The organism is Mesorhizobium sp. WSM3626 (assembly GCF_000513935.1).
In the GTDB taxonomy this organism is placed as follows: domain Bacteria; phylum Pseudomonadota; class Alphaproteobacteria; order Rhizobiales; family Rhizobiaceae; genus Mesorhizobium; species Mesorhizobium salmacidum.
Window position 1 is genome coordinate 1 of the sequence record NZ_AZUY01000074.1, and the last position, 21,477, is coordinate 21,477.

At 62.0% G+C, this 21,477-nt stretch carries 16 protein-coding genes, 1 tRNA gene and 3 pseudogenes; 2 read left to right on the plus strand and 18 right to left on the minus strand.

The annotated features are described in order from the left end of the window. The 4 genes from M653_RS01000000133995 to rpsL all read right to left on the minus strand — a co-directional run. On the minus strand, window positions 1-95 hold a 95-nt coding region (locus tag M653_RS01000000133995; protein ID WP_032936484.1), incomplete at its 3' end, for a GTP-binding protein. 67 nt (window positions 96-162) lie between these two features. Continuing rightward, window positions 163-2,253, minus strand: a complete 2,091-nt coding sequence (gene fusA / locus M653_RS0130030; protein ID WP_027146624.1) for an elongation factor G — start codon at window positions 2,251-2,253, stop codon at window positions 163-165. Window positions 2,254-2,282: 29 nt separating this feature from the next. Beyond that, window positions 2,283-2,753 (minus strand): 30S ribosomal protein S7, encoded by a 471-nt coding sequence (gene rpsG / locus M653_RS0130035; RefSeq protein WP_008875664.1) that lies wholly within the window; start codon window positions 2,751-2,753, stop codon window positions 2,283-2,285. Window positions 2,754-2,826: 73 nt separating this feature from the next. Next, a complete protein-coding gene (gene rpsL, locus M653_RS0130040) occupies window positions 2,827-3,198 on the minus strand; it encodes a 30S ribosomal protein S12 (RefSeq protein WP_006333356.1) in 372 nt (123 codons plus the stop codon). 465 nt (window positions 3,199-3,663) lie between these two features. On the opposite strand from rpsL, the pseudogene M653_RS01000000134000 reads away from it, so the two are divergent. Both M653_RS01000000134000 and M653_RS0130050 read left to right on the plus strand, forming a co-directional pair. Continuing rightward, window positions 3,664-3,933 (plus strand): annotated as a pseudogene (locus tag M653_RS01000000134000) (transcriptional regulator); the annotation flags it as partial. A 155-nt stretch (window positions 3,934-4,088) separates the two neighbouring features. Then, the gene (locus M653_RS0130050) at window positions 4,089-5,012 is read left to right on the plus strand and encodes a Gfo/Idh/MocA family oxidoreductase (protein WP_027146625.1); all 924 of its coding nucleotides are present in this window, start codon (window positions 4,089-4,091) and stop codon (window positions 5,010-5,012) included. A 60-nt stretch (window positions 5,013-5,072) separates the two neighbouring features. Here the strand turns inward: M653_RS0130050 and M653_RS0130055 are convergent, their stop codons facing one another. The 14 genes and pseudogenes from M653_RS0130055 to M653_RS1000000136380 all read right to left on the minus strand — a co-directional run. After that, complete coding sequence (locus tag M653_RS0130055) at window positions 5,073-5,321, minus strand: hypothetical protein (protein WP_245262404.1); 249 nt, start codon at window positions 5,319-5,321, stop codon at window positions 5,073-5,075. A gap of 94 nt (window positions 5,322-5,415) precedes the next feature. Further along, complete coding sequence (locus tag M653_RS0130060; protein WP_027146627.1) at window positions 5,416-6,081, minus strand: O-methyltransferase; 666 nt, start codon at window positions 6,079-6,081, stop codon at window positions 5,416-5,418. 82 nt (window positions 6,082-6,163) lie between these two features. Further along, entirely contained in the window at window positions 6,164-10,360 is a 4,197-nt protein-coding gene (gene rpoC, locus M653_RS0130065; RefSeq protein WP_027146628.1) for a DNA-directed RNA polymerase subunit beta', read from the minus strand. 130 nt (window positions 10,361-10,490) lie between these two features. After that, the gene (gene rpoB, locus M653_RS0130070; RefSeq protein ID WP_027146629.1) at window positions 10,491-14,627 is read right to left on the minus strand and encodes a DNA-directed RNA polymerase subunit beta; all 4,137 of its coding nucleotides are present in this window, start codon (window positions 14,625-14,627) and stop codon (window positions 10,491-10,493) included. Between the two features lie 264 nt (window positions 14,628-14,891). Then, a complete protein-coding gene (gene rplL / locus M653_RS0130075; protein WP_027146630.1) occupies window positions 14,892-15,269 on the minus strand; it encodes a 50S ribosomal protein L7/L12 in 378 nt (125 codons plus the stop codon). A 54-nt stretch (window positions 15,270-15,323) separates the two neighbouring features. Then, window positions 15,324-15,842, minus strand: a complete 519-nt coding sequence (gene rplJ / locus M653_RS0130080; RefSeq protein ID WP_027146631.1) for a 50S ribosomal protein L10 — start codon at window positions 15,840-15,842, stop codon at window positions 15,324-15,326. A gap of 411 nt (window positions 15,843-16,253) precedes the next feature. Further along, window positions 16,254-16,952 (minus strand): 50S ribosomal protein L1, encoded by a 699-nt coding sequence (gene rplA / locus M653_RS0130085; protein WP_027146632.1) that lies wholly within the window; start codon window positions 16,950-16,952, stop codon window positions 16,254-16,256. A 4-nt stretch (window positions 16,953-16,956) separates the two neighbouring features. Further along, on the minus strand, window positions 16,957-17,385 hold the full coding sequence (gene rplK / locus M653_RS0130090) for a 50S ribosomal protein L11 (RefSeq protein ID WP_010909262.1): 429 nt from the start codon (window positions 17,383-17,385) through the stop codon (window positions 16,957-16,959). Window positions 17,386-17,560: 175 nt separating this feature from the next. After that, a complete protein-coding gene (nusG, locus tag M653_RS0130095) occupies window positions 17,561-18,088 on the minus strand; it encodes a transcription termination/antitermination protein NusG (protein ID WP_015317996.1) in 528 nt (175 codons plus the stop codon). Window positions 18,089-18,115: 27 nt separating this feature from the next. Continuing rightward, a complete protein-coding gene (gene secE, locus M653_RS0130100; RefSeq protein WP_027146633.1) occupies window positions 18,116-18,319 on the minus strand; it encodes a preprotein translocase subunit SecE in 204 nt (67 codons plus the stop codon). Between the two features lie 358 nt (window positions 18,320-18,677). Beyond that, window positions 18,678-18,753: transfer RNA gene (locus M653_RS0130105), tRNA-Trp, on the minus strand. A gap of 239 nt (window positions 18,754-18,992) precedes the next feature. Then, window positions 18,993-19,474, minus strand: a pseudogene (locus M653_RS1000000134835) (group II truncated hemoglobin). 93 nt (window positions 19,475-19,567) lie between these two features. After that, window positions 19,568-21,211, minus strand: a complete 1,644-nt coding sequence (locus tag M653_RS0130115; protein ID WP_027146634.1) for a hypothetical protein — start codon at window positions 21,209-21,211, stop codon at window positions 19,568-19,570. A gap of 164 nt (window positions 21,212-21,375) precedes the next feature. Next, window positions 21,376-21,477, minus strand: a pseudogene (locus tag M653_RS1000000136380) (elongation factor Tu); the annotation flags it as partial.

Here is a 21,477-nt window from a genome sequence, read left to right on the forward strand (position 1 = left end):
ATCGCAGCCGTCAGCGACGTCTTGCCATGGTCGACGTGACCAATCGTGCCGATGTTCACATGAGGCTTAGTGCGCTCGAATTTACCTTTTGCCATGTGATGTCTCCATTTCCTGCTCGCCCATACGGGCTTTGAATTGCGTTACCGCGGCAGCTCTTTCGAGTTACGCGTATTTCTTCTGGACTTCCTGAGCGACCGCGGTCGGGACCGGCTCATAGTGATCGAACTGCATCGTGTAAGCCGCGCGGCCCTGGCTCATCGAGCGCAGGTTGTCGACGTACTTGAACATGTTGGCGAGCGGCACCATCGCGTTGATGACGACGGCCACGCCGCGCGCCTCCTGGCCCTGGATCTGGCCGCGACGGCCGTTCAGGTCACCGATGACGCTGCCGACGTAATCTTCCGGCGTCACCACCTCGACCTTCATGATCGGCTCGAGCAACTGCACGCCAAGCTTGGGAGCAGCTTCACGGAAGCAAGCACGGGACGCGATTTCGAAGGCAAGAACCGAGGAGTCGACATCGTGGTAGGCGCCGTCGATGAGCGTTGCCCTGACGCCGATCATCGGGAAGCCGGCGAACGGACCAGCGCCCATGACGCTCTGGATGCCCTTTTCAACGCCCGGAATGTATTCCTTCGGCACCGCGCCGCCGACGATCTTGGACTCGAATACGAAGTCCTCGCTCTCGGAATTCGGCTCGAACACAACCTTGACACGCGCGAACTGGCCGGTACCGCCGGTCTGCTTCTTGTGCGTGTAGTCCTGCTCGTGCTTGCGGGTGATCGTCTCGCGATAAGCCACCTGCGGCGCACCGACATTGGCTTCGACCTTGAACTCGCGACGCATGCGGTCGACGATGATGTCGAGGTGCAGTTCGCCCATGCCGGAGATGATGGTCTGGCCGCTTTCCTCGTCCGTCTTGACGCGGAAGGACGGGTCCTCGGCAGCCAGGCGATGAAGGGCGAGGCCCATCTTTTCCTGATCGTTCTTGGTCTTCGGCTCGATGGCGATCTGGATAACCGGGTCGGGGAATTCCATGCGCTCGAGGATGACCGGGTGCAGCGGATCGCACAGCGTGTCGCCGGTGGTGGTGTCCTTGAGGCCGGCCAGGGCGACGATGTCGCCGGCGAAAGCCTCTTCGACGTCGGCGCGCGAATTCGCATGCATCTGCAGCATGCGGCCGATGCGCTCCTTCTTGCCCTTCACGGTGTTGTCGACAGAGACGCCCTTGGTGAGCTTGCCCGAATAGATGCGGGCAAAGGTCAGCGAACCGACGAACGGGTCGTTCATGATCTTGAAGGCGAGCATCGACAGCGGCTCGTTGTCGTCCGCATGGCGCTCGATTTCGGCGTCGGTCTTGGCATCGACACCCTTGATGGCCGGAACGTCGGCCGGCGACGGCAGGTATTCGACAACGGCATCGAGCAGCGGCTGCACGCCCTTGTTCTTGAAGGCCGAGCCACAGAACATCGGGTAGAACTTGACCGCGATCGTGCCCTTGCGGATCAGCGAACGGATCTCGTCATTCGACGGCATCTTGCCTTCGAGGTAGTTCTCGAGCGCCGTCTCGTCCATTTCGACGGCGGCTTCGATCATCTTCTCGCGATATTCCTCGGCACGCGCCTTGAGGTCGGCCGGGATCTCGACAACGTCCCAGGCAGCGCCCAGGGTTTCGTCGCGCCAGACGAGCGCGTTCATCTCGACGAGGTCGACGACGCCCTTGAATTCGGTCTCGGCGCCGATCGGCAGCTGCATGACGACAGCCTGCGCACCGAGGCGCGAGCCGATCATCTCGACCGAGCGGTAGAAGTCCGCGCCGATCTTGTCCATCTTGTTGCAGAAGATCATGCGCGGCACGCGGTACTTATCGGCCTGACGCCAGACGGTTTCCGTCTGCGGCTCGACACCGGCGTTTGCATCGAGCAACGCAATGGCGCCGTCGAGCACACGCAGCGAACGCTCGACCTCGATGGTGAAGTCGACGTGTCCAGGGGTGTCGATGATGTTGAAGCGGTGCATCTTGCCGTCACGAGCCTTCCAGAAGGTCGTGGTCGCAGCGGACGTGATGGTGATGCCGCGCTCCTGCTCCTGCTCCATCCAGTCCATGGTGGCAGCACCGTCGTGCACTTCGCCGATCTTGTGCGACTTGCCCGTGTAATAGAGGACGCGCTCGGTGGTCGTCGTCTTGCCGGCGTCGATATGCGCCATGATACCGAAATTGCGGTAGTCTTCGATTTTGTATTCGCGGGCCATCGTAGCTGCCTCTCAGTCCTGTTCGCGCTTTACCAGCGGTAGTGTGCGAAAGCGCGGTTGGCTTCAGCCATCTTGTGGGTGTCTTCACGCTTCTTCACGGCAGTGCCGCGGTTGTTGGCCGCGTCCATCAGCTCGCCGGAGAGGCGGTCGACCATGGTGGTCTCGTTGCGGTTGCGGGCCGCGGCAATCAGCCAGCGGATCGCCAGCGCCTGGCGGCGCTCGGGGCGCACGTCGACCGGAACCTGGTAGGTGGCGCCGCCGACGCGACGCGAACGCACTTCCACATGCGGCGCGACATTGTCGAGCGCCTGGTGGAAGACGGTGACCGGCTCCTGCTTGGTCTTCGACTGGACCTGGTCCAGCGCGCCGTAGACGATGGTCTCGGCGACCGACTTCTTGCCGTCATACATGACGGCGTTCATGAACTTGGTGACGATCAGATCGCCGAACTTGGGATCCGGGTTGATCTCACGCTTTTCTGCACTGTGACGACGCGACATGGCTTTTGTCTCTCAATCTCGTAGCCTTGCGCCGGAAAGCGACAAGGCCGGAAAATCTTACTTCGGACGCCCCTTACTTCGGACGCTTGGCGCCGTACTTCGAACGGCGCTGCTTGCGGTTCTTCACGCCTTGCGTGTCGAGCACGCCGCGGATGATGTGATAGCGCACGCCCGGAAGATCCTTGACGCGGCCGCCGCGGATCATGACCACGGAGTGTTCCTGAAGGTTGTGACCTTCGCCGGGGATGTAACCGATCACTTCAAAACCATTGGTCAGGCGGATCTTGGCCACCTTGCGCAGCGCCGAGTTCGGCTTCTTCGGCGTCGTCGTATAGACGCGCGTGCAGACGCCCCGCTTCTGCGGGTTCTGCTGCATGGCCGGGACCTTGTTGCGCTTCACCGGCGCAATGCGCGGCTTGCGGATCAGCTGGTTGACGGTAGGCATTAAACCCTCTTGTCTCTCAATTCCGTGTCTCGTGCCGGTCAAGGCTCGCTCAAAGCGTCATTTCCATACGCAAATTCGGGCCACAAACCGCGCCTTGCGGTCTTGCCCGAACAAATCGCAGAGGAAGCGGAAACCGCTTCGTGCACGCCGGAGATGTCTTTTCGCTCGTAAAACGAACCCTGTTTGAGGCAAACTCCAAAGCGTGTCGCTTCGGAAGCAAGAGCCTCACATCGGTTCTGACTGGGCGGCTTCTACTCGTAAGCCCGCGAACCGTCAAGCCCGCAGTGGCAAATATTGCATTGAAGGCGGGGCTTGGCAGCCATGCGAAAACCGCAAGTAATTTTCTTTCGCCGTTTTGCAAGGGCGAGGAAGAAAGTGACCGGCCTTTGGCTGTTGCGGGGCCTTGCTTCATGCGAAAAAGGCCGCATGAACACTGACAATCCCTCGCCGCGGAGGAATCGGCCCGTGAACGACAATGAAGAACGCCCGGTCACCATCATCACCGGCCGGGTGTGGAAGAAGAAAGGCGGCAAGCCGGAAGGCGTGCATGTCATGCTGGTGGCGCCCGATGACGATTCGGCGGTGCGCCGCGCGCTCGAATCGCTCGCGGCGGAAGGCTATGCCGAAGCCGAACTCGACCAGATCGGCGACATGGAGGGCGAGCCCGACGATGAGCCGCATCTTTCGGCCTTTCAGGGCGCGCTCGAAGGCGAAGTGTCGATCGTGACCTTCGACGTCCGATCTGATCGCAAGCGTGATGCCCCTCACCTGCCCTGCGCCGCAGTGCCGATTCGTTCGGATAACTGGCATGGCCGGTGCTTGCCCGTCATGTCCGATCTGCTAAGAGACGCGCAGTCGTCCAAACCCGGCGGAGCCTCATGTCCTCATCCATCTCGCCCATAAGAATCGGCATTGTCGGCGTCGGCAAGATCGTCCGCGACCAACACCTTCCGGCACTGGCCAAGGATCGGGACTACCAGCTGATCGCGGCGGCCAGCCGGCACGGCAAGGTCGACGGCATCGCGAATTTCCCCGATATTGAGACGATGCTTGGCGCGGTTCCCGAACTCGACGCCGTGTCGCTGTGCATGCCGCCGCAGTTCCGCTATGACGCCGCGCGCAAGGCGCTCGAGGCCGGAAAGCACGTCTTCCTGGAAAAGCCTCCGGGTGCCACGGTCAGCGAAGTCGAGGACCTGAAGGCGTTCGCGACGAAACAAGGCGTCTCTTTGTTCGCCAGCTGGCACTCGCGATACGCGCCGGCGGTGGAAGCCGCACGGACATTCCTGGCTTCGACCAAAATCAAATCGGCGGCGATCGTCTGGAAGGAAGATGTACGGCGCTGGCATCCGAATCAGGACTGGATCTGGCAGCCTGGCGGCTTCGGCGTCTTCGATCCCGGTATCAACGCGCTGTCGATCGCAACCTACATCCTGCCGGCCATGTACATCACTTCGGCCGTGCTCGATTTTCCGGAGAACCGTGATGCGCCGATCGCGGCCCAGGTCGCCTTCCGCGCGGCGAACGGATCTGATGTGACAATGGATCTCGACTGGTTGCAGACCGGACCGCAGAGCTGGGACATCCTGGCCGACACGGATGCTGGACAGATGGTGCTCTCGGGTGGCGGCTCGAAGCTCGCGGTCGACGGCAGTGTCGTACACCAGGAGCCGGAAGCGGAATATCCGATGCTCTACCGGCGTTTTGCCGAGATCGTGCACGCCGGCGTATCGGACGTGGACCTGGCGCCGCTCCAGCACGTGGCCGACGCGTTCATGCTGGGCAAGCGCAATGTAGTGGAAGCGTTTTTCGACTGAGCTGATCGTGGCACCCCGAACGTCGCGCGGTCACATGACCGCGCGACAATATCCGGTGGATCAGTCCTTGGCCCGGCAGCCGGCACGCTTGATCATATCGGCGACGATCAGTGGCGTCGCCGGCGCACCCGCTTCAAGCGCGGCGCGTAGCGACCCCGTGTCCAAAGTGAAAGATTTCCGGCAGGAGACGGCGCGCGAGCCGTCATCGCCGATCATGTCGACTATCGCGCCAACGGTTTCACCGACCCCCGCGACGTAAGCGACGAACGTTTGCCGGGCGATCGGGCTGGTGTCGGCCCTTTCGATCATTTCCATCACCTGCCCCACCGATATCTGGCCCGTTTCAATCGACGGACCTCTTGCCAGTTCGTCGTATGGTTGTGGCGACGCCTCAGCCGTCAGTTCAGTCGGCGATCGCGATGGCAAAGCCGTCATAGCCCTTGGCGCCCACGGTCTGGATGGCGGTGCCGTCCAGCCGTTTGTCGCCGCCGATGAAGGAAAACGCCGCGCGTGCGCCTTCGACATTGGCATCGCGACCATCCTCATCCAGCACGGCGCCGTCACGGATGACGTTGTCGCAGATGATGACCGTTCCGGAGCGCGACAGCCGCAAGGCCCAGGACAGATAGTTCGGGTTGTTCGGCTTGTCGGCATCGATGAAGATGAGATCGAACGGACCGGCGTTCTCGCCACCCAGTGCTGCAAGCGACTGGAGCGCCGGGCCGACGCGCAATTCCACGCGGTCCGCAACCGCTGCCCGCTCGAAATTCGAACGCGCGACGCTGGCATGGTGCGGATCGAGTTCGAGCGTGACGACCTTGCCGTCGGCGGGCAATCCCCGCGCCATCCAGATGGTCGAATAGCCGCCCAGCGTGCCGATCTCGAGCACCTTCTTCGCGCCGCTGATGCGCACCAGCAGCGAGAGCAGTTTTCCTTGCGCCGCCGAGACGTCGATCGCCGGCAGCCCATTGTCGCGGTTGGCCGCCAGAACCGCGTCGAGAACGGGATCCGCCTCGAAGAGCGAGGAGACGATGTAGTTATCGACTGCCGTCCAGGTCTTCGTGCTCATCTGCTTTCCTCCGATTATAAAAACGAAAAAGCCGCCGGGTTGCCCCGACGGCTTCTGTTGCCCGAGATTTTTGCCGCCTCGCTTACTGCGCGGCGGTTGTCATGTCCGCCAGCATCGGCTCGGCGACTTCCACACCGGAGGCCTTGCGGCGCTCGTCGATGATGAGTTCGTCGCGCGAGGTGGCGATGCGCCGGATCTGGCTCATCGTGCCGCCGGTACCGGCCGGGATCAGCCGGCCGACGATGACGTTTTCCTTCAACCCCTGCAGCATGTCGGTCTTGCCGGCAACCGCGGCTTCCGTCAGCACCCTGGTCGTCTCCTGGAAGGAGGCGGCCGAGATGAAGGACGGCGTCTGCAGCGATGCCTTGGTGATGCCGAGCAGCACCGGCTGGCCCTCGGCCGGCTTCTTGCCGTCCTCGACCAGACGCTCGTTGACCTCTTCCAGTTCAATCACGTCGACATGATCGCCCGGGATGTAGGTCGAGTCGCCCTGCACCGTGATCTCGACCTTCTGCAGCATCTGGCGAACGATCACCTCGATGTGCTTGTCATTGATCGACACGCCCTGCAGGCGGTAGACTTCCTGGATCTCGTTGACGAGGTAGGAAGCAAGTGCCTCCACGCCCTTGATCGCCAGGATGTCGTGCGGCGCCGGATTGCCGTCGAGGATGTAGTCGCCCTTCTCGATGACGTCGCCGTCCTGGAGATGGAACGGCTTGCCCTTCGGGATCAGGTACTCGACCGGCTCAAGCGTCGAGTCGTGCGGCTCGATGATGATGCGGCGCTTGTTCTTGTAGTCGCGACCGAAGCGGATCGTGCCATCGATCTCGGCGATGATGGCGTGATCCTTCGGACGACGTGCCTCGAACAGTTCGGCGACACGCGGCAGACCGCCGGTGATGTCCTTGGTCTTGGCGCTTTCCATCGGGATACGCGCCAGGACGTCGCCGGGGCGAACCTGGGAACCGGGTTCGACCGAGAGAATGGCCTCGACCGAGAGCAGGAAGCGGGCATCGCCGCCCTTCGACAGCTTGCCGACCTTGCCCTTGGAGTCTAAGATGGCAATCGCAGGCTTGAGGTCGTTGCCGCGCGGCGTCGACCGCCAGTCGATGACCTCACGCTTGGTGATGCCGGTCGACTCGTCGGCCGTTTCCTGAACGGAAATGCCGTCGACCAGATCCTCATACGACACCTTGCCCTCGATTTCAGTGAGGACAGGACGGGTATAGGGATCCCACTCGGCAATACGCTGACCGCGCTTCACCTTGTCGCCATCGTCCACGAAGATGCGTGAACCATAGGTGACACGGTGCGTCGCGCGCTCCTTGCCGGCTTCGTCGAGGATCAGCACCGCCATGTTGCGGCCCATGACCATCTGCTGGCCGTCCGAGTTGCGCACCACGTTGCGGTTGCGGATCTCGACCTTGCCCTCATAGGAGGCTTCAAGGAACGAGCTGTCCACCACCTGCGCGGTACCGCCCATGTGGAAGGTGCGCATGGTGAGCTGCGTACCCGGCTCGCCGATCGACTGCGCCGCGATGACGCCGACGGCTTCGCCCTGGTTGACCGGGGTGCCGCGGGCCAGATCGCGTCCGTAGCAGACCGCGCAGACGCCGATCCTGACTTCACAGGTCAGGGCCGAGCGGATGCGGACCGACTGCACGCCGGCCTTTTCGATCTGCTCGACGTCACGCTCGTCCATGAGCGTTCCGGCCTTGACCAGAACCTCGCCCGACACCGGATGGGTGATGTCGTCGAGCGATGTACGGCCCAGCACGCGCTGGCCGACCGAAGCGACAACCTGACCGGCATCGACGATCGGCTGCATGGTGAGGCCCTTGTCGGTGCCGCAATCCACGGAGTTGACGATGCAGTCCTGCGCCACGTCGACCAGACGACGGGTGAGGTAACCCGAGTTCGCCGTCTTCAAGGCGGTGTCGGCCAGACCCTTGCGGGCACCGTGGGTCGAGTTGAAGTACTCGAGCACGGTCAGGCCTTCCTTGAAGTTCGAGATGATCGGCGTCTCGATGATTTCACCCGACGGCTTGGCCATCAGGCCGCGCATGCCGGCAAGCTGACGCATCTGGGTGGGCGAGCCACGCGCACCGGAGTGCGACATCATGTAGATCGAGTTCATCGGCTTCTGGCGGCCATTGTCTTCGAACTCGACCGCCTTGATGCGGGCCATCATTTCGTCGGCGACCTTTTCCGAGCACTTGGCCCAGGCGTCGACGACCTTGTTGTACTTTTCGCCCTGCGTGATCAGGCCGTCATTGTACTGCTGCTCGTACTCCTTGGCCAAGGCCTCGGTGTCCGACACCAGCTTGATCTTGGTGTCCGGGATCAACATGTCGTCCTTGCCGAACGAGATGCCGGCACGGCACGCATGAGCAAAGCCGAGCGCCATGATGCGATCGCAGAAAATGACCGTCTCCTTCTGACCGCAATGGCGGTAGACGGTGTCGATCATCTTGGAGATGTTCTTCTTGGTCATCTCCTGGTTGGCGGTCTCGTAAGGCACATTGACGTTCTTCGGCAAAAGCTCGCCGATGATCATGCGGCCAGGCGTGGTGTCATGGATCTTCGACACGACCTTGCCTTCGGCGTCGACCGTGCGGAAGCGGCCCTTGATCTTGGCGTGCAAGGTCACGGCCTTGGTCTCGAGCGCGTGCTGGAGTTCGCCCATATCGGCAAACACCATGCCCTCGCCCGGCTCGTTCTGGTTGACGATCGAGAGGTAGTAGAGACCCAGAACCATGTCCTGCGACGGCACGATGATCGGCGCGCCGGAGGCCGGGTGCAGGATGTTGTTGGTCGACATCATCAGCACGCGGGCTTCCAACTGCGCTTCAAGCGACAGCGGCACGTGAACGGCCATCTGGTCACCGTCGAAGTCGGCGTTGAAGGCCGTGCAGACCAGCGGGTGAAGCTGGATCGCCTTGCCTTCGATCAGGATCGGCTCGAACGCCTGGATGCCGAGGCGGTGCAGCGTCGGCGCGCGGTTCAAGAGAACCGGATGCTCGCGGATGACCTCGTCGAGGATATCCCAGACTTCCGGACGCTCCTTCTCGACCAGCTTCTTCGCCTGCTTGACGGTCGAAGAGTAACCCTTGGCGTCGAGACGGGCGTAGATGAAGGGCTTGAACAGTTCGAGCGCCATCTTCTTCGGGAGGCCGCACTGATGCAGCTTGAGCTCCGGACCGGTGACGATGACCGAGCGGCCGGAATAGTCGACGCGCTTGCCGAGCAGGTTCTGACGGAACCGGCCCTGCTTGCCCTTGAGCATGTCGGACAGCGACTTCAGCGGACGCTTGTTGGCGCCGGTGATGACGCGGCCGCGACGGCCGTTGTCGAACAGCGCATCGACGGCTTCCTGCAGCATGCGCTTTTCATTGCGCACGATGATGCCCGGCGCCCGCAGCTCGATCAGCCGCTTCAGGCGGTTGTTGCGGTTGATGACGCGGCGATAGAGATCGTTCAGGTCGGAGGTCGCGAAGCGTCCACCATCCAGGGGAACCAGCGGGCGCAGGTCCGGCGGGATCACCGGAACGACCTTCATGATCATCCATTCCGGACGGTTGCCGGATTCCATGAAGTTCTCGACGACCTTGAGCCGCTTCAGGTACTTCTTCTGCTTCAGCTCGGACGTGGTCGAAGCCAATTCCGAACGCAGGTCGCCGGCGATCTTCTCCAGGTCCATGCCGGCCAGGAGGTCATGAATGGCCTCGGCGCCGATCATGGCGGTGAACGAATCCTCGCCATACTCGTCGACGGCGATCATGTACTCTTCCTCGCTGAGCAGCTGGTGCTCCTTCAGCGCGGTGAGGCCAGGCTCGGTGACGATGTAGTTCTCGAAGTAGAGGACGCGCTCGATGTCCTTCAGCGTCATGTCGAGCAGCGTGCCGATGCGCGAGGGCAGCGACTTCAGGAACCAGATATGGGCGACGGGTGCCGCCAGCTCGATATGGCCCATGCGCTCGCGGCGAACGCGCGACAGCGTGACTTCGACGCCGCACTTCTCGCAGATGACGCCCTTGTACTTCATGCGCTTGTACTTGCCGCACAGGCATTCGTAGTCCTTGATCGGGCCAAAAATGCGCGCGCAGAACAGACCGTCACGCTCCGGCTTGAAGGTGCGGTAGTTGATGGTCTCCGGCTTCTTGATCTCGCCGAACGACCAGGACAGAATCTTCTCAGGGCTGGCAAGCGAAATCCGGATGGAATCGAACACCTGCGCAGGCGCCTGCGGATTGAAGAGATTCATGACCTCTTGGTTCATGCCGTTCTCCTTTTCGGGGTCCTCGAAAACCCCTTGCATCTAACGCGGGCCGAATGCCCGCTGAGTGGTCGGCCCACCGGCCGTCGAATTTCGTGGACGCGCCGCGGCATTCCGCGACGCGCCATAGCCGTTACTCGGCTGCGTCCGGCAGTCGAACCGGAGCTTCGTCGAGCTTGGTGTTCTCCAGCTCGACATTGAGGCCAAGCGACCGCATTTCCTTGACGAGCACGTTGAAGCTCTCGGGAATGCCTGCCTCGAACGTGTCGTCGCCACGCACGATCGCCTCGTAGACCTTGGTACGGCCGGCGACGTCGTCCGACTTCACCGTCAGCATTTCCTGCAGCGTGTAGGCGGCGCCGTAGGCTTCCAGCGCCCAGACCTCCATTTCGCCGAAGCGCTGACCACCGAACTGCGCCTTGCCGCCCAGCGGCTGCTGGGTGACGAGCGAGTACGGGCCGATCGAACGCGCGTGGATCTTGTCGTCCACCAGGTGGTGAAGCTTGAGCATATAGATATAGCCCATCGTCACCTTGCGATCGAACGGCTCGCCGGTGCGGCCGTCATAGAGCTGCGACTGACCACTGGTATGCAGGCCCGCCTGCTCCAGCATGATGTTGATGTCAGCCTCATGCGCGCCGTCGAACACCGGGGTCGCGATGGAGACGCCGCGGCGCATTTGCTCGCTGAGGCGAACGATGCTCTCGTCGTCATACTCGCGGACCGGCTCGTTGCGGTCGTTGGCCGGCATGAAGCTTTCCAACGTCTTGCGCAGCGGCTTGATATCGCCGGCAGCCTTATACGTGTCGATCAGCTCGCCGATCTTCCTGCCCATTCCGGCACAAGCCCAGCCCAGATGCGTTTCCAGGATCTGGCCGACATTCATGCGGCTCGGCACACCCAGCGGGTTGAGCACGATATCGGCATGCGTGCCGTCCTCGAGGAAAGGCATGTCCTCGACCGGAACGATGCGCGACACGACACCCTTGTTGCCGTGACGGCCGGCCATCTTGTCGCCGGGCTGCATCTTGCGCTTCACCGCCACGAAGACCTTGACCATCTTCATGACGCCCGGAGGCATTTCGTCGCCGCGCTGCACCTTCTCGACCTTGTCCATGAAGCGCTGCTCAAGCGCCTTCTTGGAATCGTCGTACTGGCCACGCAGGGCTTCCAGTTCGCTCTGGAGCTTTTCGTTCTCCACCGCGAACTGCCACCACTGCGAACGCGGATATTCGTCGAGCGTGTCCTTGGACAGCGTAGAGCCCTTCTTGAACCCCTTCGGTCCAGCGATCGCTTCCTTGCCGACGAGAACGTCGGAAAGACGCGCATAGACGTTGCGATCCAGGATCGCCTGCTCGTCGTCACGGTCCTTGGCGAGGCGTTCGATCTCCTCGCGCTCGATCGCCATGGCGCGCTCGTCCTTCTCCACACCGTGGCGGTTGAACACGCGCACCTCGACGACGGTGCCGAAAGTGCCCGGAGGCATGCGCATCGAAGTGTCGCGCACGTCGGAAGCCTTTTCACCGAAGATGGCGCGCAGAAGCTTCTCTTCCGGCGTCATCGGGCTTTCACCCTTCGGCGTGATCTTGCCGACCAGGATATCGCCAGGCTGAACTTCCGCACCGATGTAGACGATGCCGGCTTCGTCGAGGTTCTTCAGCGCTTCTTCCGAGACGTTGGGAATATCGCGCGTGATTTCCTCCGGACCGAGCTTGGTGTCGCGGGCCATGACCTCGAATTCCTCGATGTGGATCGAGGTGAAGACGTCGTCGGCCACGATACGCTCGGAGAGCAGGATCGAGTCCTCGTAATTGTAGCCGTTCCACGGCATGAACGCGACCAGCACGTTGCGGCCGAGCGCCAGATCACCGAGCTCGGTCGATGGACCGTCGGCGATGATGTCGCCCTTGTTGACCCGGTCGCCCATACGCACCAGCGGACGCTGGTTGATGCAGGTGTTCTGGTTCGAACGCTGGAACTTCATCAGCCGGTAGATGTCGACGCCGGACTTGCCCGGGTCGAGATCCTCGGTGGCGCGGATAACGATACGCGTCGCGTCCACCTGGTCGACGATGCCGCCACGACGGGCGCCGATGGCGGCACCTGAGTCACGGGCGACGATCGGCTCCATGCCGGTGCCTACGAACGGCGCCTCGGCGCGCACCAGCGGCACGGCCTGACGCTGCATGTTCGAGCCCATCAGAGCGCGGTTGGCGTCATCGTTCTCGAGGAACGGGATGAGCGCAGCGGCAACGGACACCATCTGCTTGGGCGACACGTCCATCAGGTCGACGTTTTCGCGCGGCGCCATCATCACTTCGCCGGCGCTGCGGCAAATGACGAACTCGTCGACGAAGCCGCCGTTCTTGTCGAGCTCGGCGTTGGCCTGCGCGACATGGTGCTTGGCCTCTTCCATCGCCGAGAGATAGACGACGTCGTTGGTCAGCTTGCCGTCGACGATCTTGCGGTACGGGCTTTCGATGAAGCCGTACTTGTTGACGCGCGCGAAGGTCGCCAGCGAGTTGATCAGACCGATATTCGGGCCTTCCGGCGTCTCGATCGGGCAGATGCGGCCGTAATGCGTCGGGTGCACGTCGCGCACTTCGAAGCCGGCGCGCTCGCGGGTCAGGCCGCCCGGTCCAAGCGCCGACAGGCGACGCTTGTGGGTGATCTCCGACAGCGGATTGGTCTGGTCCATGAACTGCGACAGCTGCGAGGAACCGAAGAACTCACGCACGGCGGCCGCCGCCGGCTTGGCGTTGATCAGGTCCTGCGGCATGACCGTGTCGATCTCGATCGAGGACATGCGTTCCTTGATCGCGCGCTCCATGCGAAGCAGGCCGACGCGGTACTGGTTCTCCATCAGCTCGCCGACCGAACGCACGCGGCGGTTGCCGAGATTGTCGATGTCGTCGATCTCGCCCTTGCCGTCACGCAGTTCGACCAGCGTCCTGACCACGGCCAGGATGTCGTCCTTGCGCAGCACGCGCACGGTGTCCTCGGCCTTGAGCTCGAGACGCATGTTCATCTTGACACGGCCGACGGCAGACAGGTCGTAGCGCTCGCTGTCGAAGAACAGCGAGTTGAACATGGCTTCGGCGGTCTCGAGCGTCGGCGGCTCGCCCGGGCGCATGACACGGTAGATGTCGAACAGTGCGTCCTGGCGGCTCTCGTTCTTGTCGACGGCGAGCGTGTTGCGGATATAGGCGCCGACATTGACATGGTCGATGTCGAGGACCTGGATCTCCTGCTCGCCGGTGCCGAGCAGCACCTTGAGCGTCTTGTCGTCGATCTCGTCGCCGGCCTCGAGGAAAATCTCACCGGTGGCGTAGTTGACAATGTCCTCGGCAAGGTAGTTGCCGAGCAGATCCTCGTCGGTCGCCTTGATCGCCTTGAGACCCTTCTCGCCGAGCTGACGTGCCTGGCGGGCGGTGATCTTCTTGCCAGCCTCGACGACGATCTCGCCGGTGTCGGCGTCGACCAGGTCGCCGACGGCCTTGAGGCCGCGGAAACGCTCGACGTTGAACGGAATGCGCCAATGGTCGCCGGCGCGCTTATAGGTGATCTTGTTGTAGAACGTCGACAGGATCTCCTCGCCGTCCATGCCAAGCGCCATCAGCAGCGACGTCACGGGGATCTTGCGGCGGCGGTCGATACGGGCGTGCACGACATCCTTGGAATCGAACTCGATGTCGAGCCACGAGCCACGGTAGGGGATGACGCGGGCGGCAAACAGTAGCTTGCCCGACGAGTGCGACTTGCCCTTGTCATGGTCGAAGAAGACGCCCGGCGAGCGGTGCATCTGCGAGACGATGACGCGCTCGGTGCCGTTGACGATGAAGGTGCCGTTGAGCGTCATGAGCGGCATGTCGCCCATGTAGACGTCCTGCTCCTTGATGTCCTTGATCGACTTGGCACCGGTATCCTCGTCGATATCGAACACGATGAGGCGCAGCGTCACCTTCAGCGGCGCGGCATAGGTCAGATCGCGCTGACGGCATTCGTCAACGTCGAATTTCGGTCCTTCGAACTCGTACTTCACGAACTCCAGCATGGAGGAGCCGGAAAAATCAGAGATCGGGAAGACCGACTTGAAAACAGCCTGCAGCCCTTCGTCGGGACGTCCGCCCTTGGGCTCGTCCACCATCAGGAACTGGTCATAGGACGCCTTCTGAACCTCGATGAGGTTCGGCATCTCCGCAACTTCCGGGATCTTTCCGAAGAATTTGCGTACGCGTCTGCGGCCATTGAAAGTCTGGGTCTGGGCCATCGTCGCTCCTTAGCTCTAAACTCGGGACGAACCTCGCCGCGGTTCGTCTTGCATACTGAGCCACCTGGCCGGCGGCTCTCTGTCTGTTCTCCGGCCGCCTTCCAATTGCTTGGCGGCTACCGGCTAAAACGGGAGAAAACCCGTTTCCTGAAGGCCGGTTTCGGCCCTCAGGAAAGAGGTTTTCGTACATCTCGCGTCACGCAGCCTCCCCTGGTCACCCAAGGGAGTGGCGGACGGCGCGAGGCCGCCCGCCGCTTGATACGCTTACTTCAGCTCGACCTTGGCGCCGGCTGCTTCCAGCTGGGCCTTGAACTTGTCGGCGTCGGCCTTGGAAACGGCTTCCTTGACCGGCTTCGGAGCCGCTTCGACCAGGTCCTTGGCTTCCTTGAGGCCAAGACCGGTGATGGCGCGGACTTCCTTGATGACGTTGATCTTCTGAGCGCCGGCGTCGGTGAGGACGACGTCGAATTCCGTCTTTTCCTCGACGGGAGCAGCGGCAGCGGCAGCACCGCCGGCAGCGGCAACCGCGACCGGAGCAGCAGCCGAAACGCCCCACTTTTCTTCCAGAAGTTTCGACAGCTCAGCCGCCTCGAGGACGGTCAGCTTCGAAAGGTCGTCTACGATCTTTGCGAGATCAGCCATTGTTGTATTCCTTCGTTAGGTTCGAACGTGTGTTTTTGATAGCGAGGAACGGCCTCATGCCGCCTCGTCCTTCCGGGCGTAAGCGCCGATGACGCGCGCGACCGAGGCCGCTGGCGCATTGACGATCTGGGCGATCCGGGTTGCCGGCGTGGCGATCATGCCAACCAGCCTGGCGCGCAGCTCATCGAGCGACGGAAGTGTGGCGAGTGCCTTCACACCGTCGGCGTTGAGCGAGGTGGTGCCCATTGCGCCGCCGAGGATGACGAGCTTGTCATTCCCCTTGGCGAAATCGGACGCGACCTTCGGCGCCGCAATCGGATCCTCCGAATAGGCGATCAGCGTCTGTCCCTTGAACAGGTCGATGATCGATGCGGAGTCCGTGCCCTGAAGAGCGATTTTGGCGAGACGGTTCTTCGCGACTTTAACGGTGCCACCGGCGGCGCGCATTTTCGACCGAAGGTCGTTCATTTGCGCGACGGTGATACCGGCATAGTGGGCCACGACGACTGAACCTGCGCCCGAAAACGCATCATTCAGGCCCGTGACGAGTTCGCGTTTTTCCGCTCTGTCCACTGCCTATCTCCAGTTGACCCCAGTCCCGTTGATGGGAACATTCCCATTTTCGAGGACAGGCGTCGGGTTGCCTTTTGCCGGCCGGGCCATCCAGTAACGGATCTCCCGAACGACGCTCGAGGATCCTGCCCCCTTTCGCCACATCGACGGCCAAGCCGGCGATGCGCAGACAAAAGGCAAACACGGTTCGAACCTTTCATTGGAGCTTGTTGCTCCGTTGTCCGGTTTTCACCCGTCTCATGCAGGCCCACATGAATTAAGGCCCTCCTCTTGAATCAAGGTTCGGGCCGCCCGCAATCTCGGACAGGATGTCCGGAAGCCTTCCGGCTTCCGGTACCGGGCCCAGGATCAATCCAAGGCCCGGAATTCAGTCACGGACCAGCCTTCGAGAGGCCGATCCAAATGGTCCAATCAGGACGCGGCGAGCGTCGAGACGTCGAGCTTGAGGCCCGGGCCCATCGTCGAGGTGACAGACACCTTCTTGACGTAGTTGCCCTTGGCGCCTGTCGGCTTTGCCTTGGTCACCGCATCGGCGAAGGCACGGATGTTCTCTTCCAGCGCCTTGACGTCGAACGAGACCTTGCCGACGCCGGCATGAACGATGCCGGCCTTTTCGACGCGGAACTCGACAGCGCCGCCCTTCGATGCCTTGACGGCCGCGGCGACGTCGGTGGTGACGGTGCCGACCTTCGGGTTCGGCATCATGCCGCGCGGGCCGAGCACCTTACCGAGACGGCCGACGAGCGGCATCATGTCCGGCGTGGCGATGCAGCGATCGAAATCGATCGTGCCCTTCTGGACGATGTCGACCAGATCCTCGGCACCGACGATGTCGGCACCGGCGGCCTTGGCCTCTTCAGCCTTGTCGCCACGGGCGAACACGGCAACACGGACCGAGCGGCCGGTGCCGTTCGGCAGGTTGACCACGCCGCGGACCATCTGGTCCGCGTGACGCGGGTCGACGCCGAGGTTCATGGCGACTTCGACGGTCTCGTCGAACTTGACCGAGGAGCGATCCTTGAGCAACTTCAGCGCATCACCGAGCGCGTAAGCCTTGTTGGGATCGATGCCTTCACGGGTCTTCGATACACGCTTTGCAATCTTTGCCATGATCTTAGCCCACCACTTCCAGACCCATCGAGCGGGCCGAGCCCTCGACCATACGCATGGCCGCTTCGACGTCGTTCGCGTTCAGATCCTTCATCTTGGCGGTCGCGATTTCGCGAACCTTGTCGCGCGAAACGGTGCCAGCCTTGACCTTGCCCGGCTCCTTCGAGCCCGACTTCAGGTTCGCGGCCTTCTTCAGGAAGTAGCTCACCGGCGGCGTCTTCATGACGAAGGTGAACGACTTGTCCTGGTAATAGGTGATGACGACCGGAACCGGCGATCCCTTTTCCATTTCCTGGGTCTGCGCGTTGAACGCCTTGCAGAACTCCATGATGTTGATGCCGCGCTGACCAAGCGCCGGGCCGATCGGGGGCGACGGCGTAGCCGATCCCGCGGAGACCTGGAGCTTGAGCTGGCCTGCAATTTTCTTAGCCATCTCTTTTCCTGCCTTTGTCTATGCCGGCCCCACGATCTGGGAAACACCGGCGGTTGCAGTCTGGTGGTGCGGTTCTTGCGGCCGGCTAAAGCCGCCTTCGCCTCCCACCGTTCTCAAGGCCGCGCGTTGCCGCACCGCCTCCCCTGATCGCCAGACCGGCATCAGGGATTTCGGATCAGCCCTTTTCGACCTGCCCGAATTCCAGATCGACAGGCACGGCGCGCCCGAAGATCGAAACTTCCACCTTGAGCCGCGCCCGCTCCTCGTCCACTTCCTGGACGAAACCGTTGAACGACGCGAACGGACCATCCGAAACGCGGATCGCCTCGCCGATCTCGAAGGTGACCGAGGGCTTCGGCCGCTCGACGCCTTCCTGCACCTGGTTCAGGATGCGCTGCGCTTCCGCCTCGGTGATCGGCACCGGCTTGGAGTCGCCGAGGAAACCGGTGACCTTCGGCGTGTTCTTGACCAACGAGAACACGGCGTCGGTCAAATTAGCCTTCAAGAGCACGTAGCCCGGGAAGAACTTGCGCTCGGCGTCGACCTTACGGCCGCGACGAACCTCGACGACCTTCTCGGTCGGCACCACGATCTGCTCGATATCGGCGGACAGACCCTTCTGCTTGGCCTTGTTCTCGATGTCCTCGGCGACCTTCTTCTCGAAGTTCGAATAGGCGTGGACGATGTACCAGCGCGTAGCCATTTTTACGACTTCTCCTAATCGCCGGACTTAGCGTCCAATGCCCAGAATCTGCTCGACCGCGAGGCCCATGAGCTGATCGGCGGTGAAGAAGAAGATCATCGCGATCACAGCGAAGGCCAGGACCATGATCGTCGAGATCATCGTCTCGCGGCGCGACGGCCAAGTCACCTTGGCTGTCTCCGCGCGCACCTGCTGGAGAAAGACGAAAGGATTTGTGGTTTTCGAAGCCATATGCCGCCTGTCTTCAAGACCCGTTGGCCGGGTCCCCTGGATGATCCCGCTGGCCGGGACGTGCCGCCTGAGCCCAATCTCGCGCCGAATCAGCGCAATCATTTCGCCCATGCAAATCAGACGCGTAAAGCCGGCTTCCCAGCTTCACGCGTCGCGTGTCTGTTTCGTCTACATAAAACCGATTCTTGATCCACGCAAGTGGCAAGTGTCCGCTTTATGACCAAACGCCGCCTCGGAACCATCCAGTCGTTCCGTTCCGGCTATGGCACCTTTATGCCCCAATGAGCCTAATATGGCAAGCGGGTCACCGATTTTCAAAGGCCGCCCGCAAAAATCGTTGTGATGCCATCTCTAGAAATGGCACGGGCAGCAGGGCTCGAACCTACGACCTGCGGTTTTGGAGACCGCCGCTCTACCAACTGAGCTATGCCCGTACACGTGCGCCTCGGCGCAGGCGCTTCCTAAAAGCTTCCGCACGCTCTGTAAAGAGCGGTTTGCAAGCAAACATGCCTTAACCCTGCGCCAGAAATCGGGATAGTCGGCAACTCAGCCAGAAACCGCCCCGCCTGCCCCCCGCGGCACAAGATGTTCGAAGCCCGGTCCATCCCACTCGCGCCGGCGCACGACCTTGGCATCTGCGGCACCGGCCCTCCACCTCCCCGGCAACCGGAAGCTATTTTTCGTCCGGCACCCGGTACGGCCCGCCGGGCACGCCCCAGCCCCAGGCCGGCATCGGTTCGGTCTCGGGATCGCAGGTCTCGCCGAGATTGGAATTCATCTTGGCCAGCCGCGATCCCATTCGATGTAGCCCATGAAGGCAGAACGGAATTCGGGATCGTCCGGCAAACCAACTTCATCCGCCGCATCGGCGAGAAGATTGATCCAGCGGCGGCGCTGCTCCTCGGTCAAATGCTTGCCCAGATGATGCATGACCATTTCGCGATGGCCGCCAAAGTCTTCGCTGTAGGTTTTCGGTCCGCCGAAGACCTCGCCGATGAAGGCGGCGACATGGGCGGGGTGATCCGGCGACATATGTTTGAACACCGGGCCAACGACCGGGTCTTGTGCCACCTTGTCATAGAAGGTTTGCGTCAGCCGGTTCAGCGCCTCGGCGCCGCCGGCCCATTCGTAGAGTGTCGGAACGTCCTGGCTCATTCTTGATCCTTCGCCGGCCCCGCGGCCGCGACGATAGCGGAAATCGGATATGGCTCAACCTGCCTCTATGGGCAGTTTCGACGTCGCCGTGCTCTACAGCCTGGCAGGTGCGTCGGCCTGTACATTGGCGGCTGGCAGGCCTCGGCAATTGTCGGGCTTGGCAACGGCCTTGCAAATCGTGGAGCCGGTCAACGCGTCGACCGATTGCGGTCCCGTTGTCAGTCCAACCCTGCGCATCATGTCCGGGTCAAGTTGCTCCTCGGCCGAGCGTCGCTCGACCGCGGCGAACAGAGCGGGACCGATCGCCATCTCATTGAGATACGCCCTGACCACCAGCTTCTGTCCCATCGGATACAGGCTGAGCCGCGCCCGGGGGCCGACAAGCCGTCTGGCGCCGCCGGCAAACACGAGCGCACAGGCAGAATCGCACTCCGCCCCCGCATCGATGCTCAATCCGGCATAGGCTCCTTCCGTGGCAAGGCAATTCCACACGCCGGGGTCGCAGTCGACGAAATCTGTCCGGGCAACGGCTATGTCGAGCTTTCTTTCATGGACAAGTCGTCCCATTGCGAGAGCGCTGGACAGGTCGCCTCCGCGTGAACTGATGACGATAGGCAGCCCCCGATTGCCAAGCGTGGCCAGCAACTGCCGCAGCTTCTGAGGCGTCTGGCCGGTGATCGCACCTTCCGCCGATATCCATTCCGGACAATCGGGGTTGCACAGCGGATTGCTGCCGCGAACCACGACAAAGCGCATCTCCCCGCCGGCCTTCGCGGCGTCCGGTTGAACCGGTACGGCAGTCATGGGCTTGAGGGCGGCCGATGGCGTCGTCTTGTTTGCAGGTCCTGCTATTTCCCGGCAGTTCGTGGCCGACTGGCCAAGCCCGCACAGGCTTGCCGTGGTCAACAGATCCACTGCGTCCCGGCTGGTGACCAGCTTCATCGTCAACATGGCGTCGAGCGGAATCTGACGAATCTCGCTGGCCGGCGTAGCCTTCATGATTTCCAGCACGCCGTCGCCTATCCCCATTTCCCTCAGATACGCCGAAAGCGTCTTCTCGACGGCCCTGCTCATCTCGTAGGTTTTGTAGCTGCCTGCGCTTTTACGGCTGACCACCTTGGTGCTGATGATCTTCTTCTTGCCGTTCACGATCCGGTAGGTGGTCCGGTAGAGCAGTTTTTCCCGGTGATATGTGGTGGTGATCTGGTGGACGCCGAGATAGCCGAAATCTCCGATCACGCGGCGGACACCGCCGGAAAACATCAGCGGACAGGCCGAATTGCACATGGCTCCGTCGTCATGGACTATCCCGAAATAGTCGGCGCTGTTGTCCTTGCAGTTCTCAATTTCCGGCTGACAACCGGAAAGAACCGTCACGCCGACGGCGACATCGAGCTTGTTCTTGCGGATCATCCGGCCAAGTGCCAGCGCCGCATCGACATTACCGCCGGGCGAATTGACGACCACCGGCAATTGCCTTCCCTTGAGCGCCTTGAGCGTGCGTTTGAGGAGCGCCGGCGTGCCCGCGGCGATGGTGCCGTTCGCCGATATCCACTCAGGACAGTTGGGTTCGCATCCCGGAGCGTTGCTGCGCACGACGACGAAGCGCATGGACGGGATGTCGGGAGGCCCATCCTCCGCTCGCGCTGTCAGAACAGGCAGCAGCATAACGACGACGAGGGAAACCAGTGCCCACAACCGCCATGCCTTCCCATCAAAACAGCACCTTGGAACCACTGTTGGCAAAGCTCCCTCAGTGCAACCTATACTAGTTGCAGCCATGGCGCTTGCAACAGGTTTGAACCAACCCTGGCAATACTTGCGCTGCCAAGCGCAAGTAAACGAAAAAGGGCGGCCCGAAGACCGCCCTTTCCTTGTCGATCCGGCAGAGCCGGTCTCGATTATTCCTTGATGGTGACGACGATGCCGGCACCGACGGTGCGGCCGCCTTCACGGATGGCGAAGCGCAGCTTCTCTTCCATGGCGATCGGCACGATCAGCTC

Bases quoted from the DNA above. Each gene is read 5' to 3' on its own strand.
- fusA (WP_027146624.1), bottom strand. From the start codon at position 2,253: ATGGCCCGCGAATACAAAATCGAAGACTACCGCAATTTCGGTATCATG.
- rpsG (WP_008875664.1), bottom strand. From the start codon at position 2,753: ATGTCGCGTCGTCACAGTGCAGAAAAGCGTGAGATCAACCCGGATCCC.
- rpsL (WP_006333356.1), bottom strand. From the start codon at position 3,198: ATGCCTACCGTCAACCAGCTGATCCGCAAGCCGCGCATTGCGCCGGTG.
- M653_RS0130055 (WP_245262404.1), bottom strand. From the start codon at position 5,321: ATGATCGAAAGGGCCGACACCAGCCCGATCGCCCGGCAAACGTTCGTC.
- M653_RS0130060 (WP_027146627.1), bottom strand. From the start codon at position 6,081: ATGAGCACGAAGACCTGGACGGCAGTCGATAACTACATCGTCTCCTCG.
- rpoC (WP_027146628.1), bottom strand. From the start codon at position 10,360: ATGAACCAAGAGGTCATGAATCTCTTCAATCCGCAGGCGCCTGCGCAG.
- rpoB (WP_027146629.1), bottom strand. From the start codon at position 14,627: ATGGCCCAGACCCAGACTTTCAATGGCCGCAGACGCGTACGCAAATTC.
- rplL (WP_027146630.1), bottom strand. From the start codon at position 15,269: ATGGCTGATCTCGCAAAGATCGTAGACGACCTTTCGAAGCTGACCGTC.
- rplA (WP_027146632.1), bottom strand. From the start codon at position 16,952: ATGGCAAAGATTGCAAAGCGTGTATCGAAGACCCGTGAAGGCATCGAT.
- rplK (WP_010909262.1), bottom strand. From the start codon at position 17,385: ATGGCTAAGAAAATTGCAGGCCAGCTCAAGCTCCAGGTCTCCGCGGGA.
- nusG (WP_015317996.1), bottom strand. From the start codon at position 18,088: ATGGCTACGCGCTGGTACATCGTCCACGCCTATTCGAACTTCGAGAAG.
- secE (WP_027146633.1), bottom strand. From the start codon at position 18,319: ATGGCTTCGAAAACCACAAATCCTTTCGTCTTTCTCCAGCAGGTGCGC.